Genomic DNA, 3140 nt, shown 5'->3' on the forward strand with positions numbered 1-3140 from the left:
AGTTTTCATTCTTTATTAAAAAAAGCAACAATTCATAACAATATTTACTTATCGCATGACGAATATATTAATGATGTTAAAAAATGAAATAAATGATATTCAAGCCGCAAAGAAAAGGATATAATAAATAAAAGTTTATAAACCTTTTTTACTAATACTTACTTTTTGGGGTGCAGTCTATTCAATGACAACTTTTTGTTGTCCTGTTGCCGGATCATATTCATAAACATTATGATCATCTGAGCCAAAGTATACTTTATTATTTAATGCTACTCCAGAAGAAAAAATGTCTCCATTTGTTTCAATGACAACTTCTGAAATACCAAAAATATTTTGATTATTATTTTCTCTTTTTTTTCTATTTAAACTTTCTAAATTATTTATTTGTTGATAATTAATTTCATTATTTAATTTTTCTTGTTTTTGATAAGGACTAGCAGCAATTGTTGTTGGTAAAGCGATTCCACTAATTGTTAATACACTTAATAAACTTAATAGTTTTTTCATTTTATATAATTTCCTTTCTTTCATCTTGAAACTTTTTATCAAGATCTATTGAGATTATATATAGATATATATGCAAGTCAAGCACTTTAAATGTATTTTAGAAAGGCGGTTATTTAGAATGATTATTATTGTGATTATATTGTACTAATCTGGGCTCGCGGTGATTTTCATAAGTTTGTGAAAAATAACTTAAAGTTTAAAAAAATTTTTGCCGCGCTTTTCAAAATACTTGGGAAAAATTCTAAGCGTTAAGCGAAGAATTTTATAAAGGTTCCCAAATTTGTTTGAAAGAACCTCAAAACTTTTTTTAACTTGTAAGTCATTTTATCACAAAATTTCAGAAAATCAACCGCTCGCCCAAAACCTAAAAAATCTGCTATTACAGATTTAATAAACATATAGATAAAAGTTAAGTGAAATATTCTTTAATTTTATTTCAATAATATTATAACATATAATAACATATATATTAAATTCCCATTTTAAAACGATATGGGTAAGAACCATAAAACAAGGCATCATATGGGCCATGATACATTTTACTATCAGGTGTATTTGTTTTAGTATCGTTAAATCTTAATTCGCTAATACACTTATCTAGAAATGGGAAATTATCTAATATACCATATATTTTACCTTGAACAAACATTTTTCTGATTCATGTTACACGATTAATTATACCCGCTTCTTTATTAAGTGATGTTTGATGTTTTTTAGCTTTAAACATTTTAATTTTATATCCTAAATAAGGGTAAATATCTTCTTGCAATTTTTGCATAAAGTCATGAGAATTAATATCATAATGAAATGTGGTATATTCAAAACCATCAAATTTATCAAAGGTATTAATTATTCATTGCCCATAATGTTCAACTATTTCGCTTAAATTCATGGCGTTTTTTGGTGTAACAACATTTTCTTCAATTAAATACTTATCATATTCGTTATTTTCATTAATTTTATAACCATTAAACAAAAATACGGTATGATCGGCACTACCATTAGCATAGTCAACACCAATTGAATAATTATCAAATTGATACTGTTTTGTATTAGTATTATAAAAATCTTGTAGATTATACTCTTTAATATATTTACGATAATTTCGTAAAACATAAATACTGGGGTCATTGTCATTATATTCAAAACCGTAGTATTCAAGTTCAAATAAATCAGGTCGTTCTTCTTTATTTGTTAAAACAAGTTTTTTAGTAATATCAGGAATTTTGTTTCAAACAGCACCCATTGTTAATCGTAAATTGAAAACCCCCAATCCATTAAATGCCTTTGTATTTTCTGAATATACCTGATTGTGTTCTTTTAAAATAGTTTGCATTCGGGCATTTAAGGGCAAATATGGCGTTACAAATTTTTCATAAAAGACACGGTATTTATCAAAAGGATTAAAAGTAAATTGATTAGAATATGTTTTATGAAAATATGTTGTTACTGTTTCGTATTGCTTTATTATATTATCTCATTCTTGAAATGTCCAAGATAATTCTGTTAATGGAATAGGATTATCTAAATTATATTGTTCATTATCATTTTAATCCATGTATTTTTCGTAAGACACCTTTAAACTTTTGCTCCGAAACATTGAAAATCTTAAATTATTATATCTTTTATCTAATTCTTTGTCAGTTAAGATTTCTTTTTCTTCAGCATGGATCATTTCATCAGTTCATGCCGATATAATACCACTACCTTTACCAACTTTACCCATAATTTTATTACCATTATCATAGCCAGCAAAAGTAATCCGAGTACCATTAGGAAAAATAATTTCGCCACCTTCTTTAACATTTTTTGGTCAAACAATGCCATTTTCATTATCAGGTCCCAAATCAACCCCATATTTATCATATAAGTAATTACACACATTAATCATATCACCAAATGTAGTATCTTCATGGGTATTGGCATATCTTCGTAAAATGATCGATGAAGCATCAGTAAAATTGCAAGCAAAAAATAATTTTTCTGCCAAATGATTTCATGTTTTATTAGTACCTCTTCCAGCTGAAACAAATTTAAAAAAACAGTATGAAGTAAAATATCTAGCATAACTATCACCAACAAAATCTTTAAATACTTCTCAATCAAAGCCAAAATTATAGTCGCTAAAATTTAAGTCATATTTTTTGTTTAAATATTCATAACTAGTTGTTCGTTTTTTGTTGTTAACTTTACTAAATTCTTGCATATTTCTTAACCTCTTTATTTTATATATAATACATTATAAGAAAAAATGAAGGGAATTTGTATAAAAATGAGAAAATTTAAACACTTAATATTTGATGAACGAAATTTATTTAAGGATTTATTATTATCTGATACTTGTAAAAAGAAAAATGATTCAATTAATTTATCAGAAATAGCGCGGCAAATGGGTCTTGGAATTAATACTGTTAAAAGAGAAATTAAACGATTTAAAAATATACAAGATTATAAACCATCGGATGCACACAAAGATTATAAACAAAAACGTAAAAAATGTATTAAAAAAATACCTTAATTTACAAAAGAGCAGCTAGATTTTATTAAAACAAGATTTAATAAATACCACGATACACCAGAACAATTGATTTATCGTTATTTTATAGAATTTGGTATTAAATTTCCTGCTTGTG

Annotated in this window: 3 protein-coding genes and 1 pseudogene; 1 reads left to right on the forward strand and 3 read right to left on the reverse strand. The window is 25.7% G+C overall.

Annotated elements, in window-relative coordinates:
- Positions 1–177: 177 nt before the first annotated feature.
- From D9R21_RS05340 to D9R21_RS05350, 3 genes are all read right to left on the reverse strand, one after another.
- On the reverse strand, positions 178–507 hold the full coding sequence (locus D9R21_RS05340; RefSeq protein WP_126821395.1) for a hypothetical protein: 330 nt from the start codon (positions 505–507) through the stop codon (positions 178–180).
- 469 nt (positions 508–976) lie between these two features.
- A complete protein-coding gene (locus D9R21_RS05345; RefSeq protein ID WP_126821396.1) occupies positions 977–1843 on the reverse strand; it encodes a hypothetical protein in 867 nt (288 codons plus the stop codon).
- Between the two features lie 213 nt (positions 1844–2056).
- On the reverse strand, positions 2057–2713 hold the full coding sequence (locus tag D9R21_RS05350) for a hypothetical protein (protein ID WP_126821397.1): 657 nt from the start codon (positions 2711–2713) through the stop codon (positions 2057–2059).
- Between the two features lie 66 nt (positions 2714–2779).
- On the opposite strand from D9R21_RS05350, the pseudogene D9R21_RS05355 reads away from it, so the two are divergent.
- Positions 2780–3140: pseudogene (locus D9R21_RS05355) on the forward strand (IS30 family transposase); the annotation flags it as partial.

The organism is Spiroplasma endosymbiont of Megaselia nigra (assembly GCF_003987485.1).
Lineage (GTDB): Bacteria > Bacillota_I > Bacilli_A > Mycoplasmatales > Mycoplasmataceae > Spiroplasma.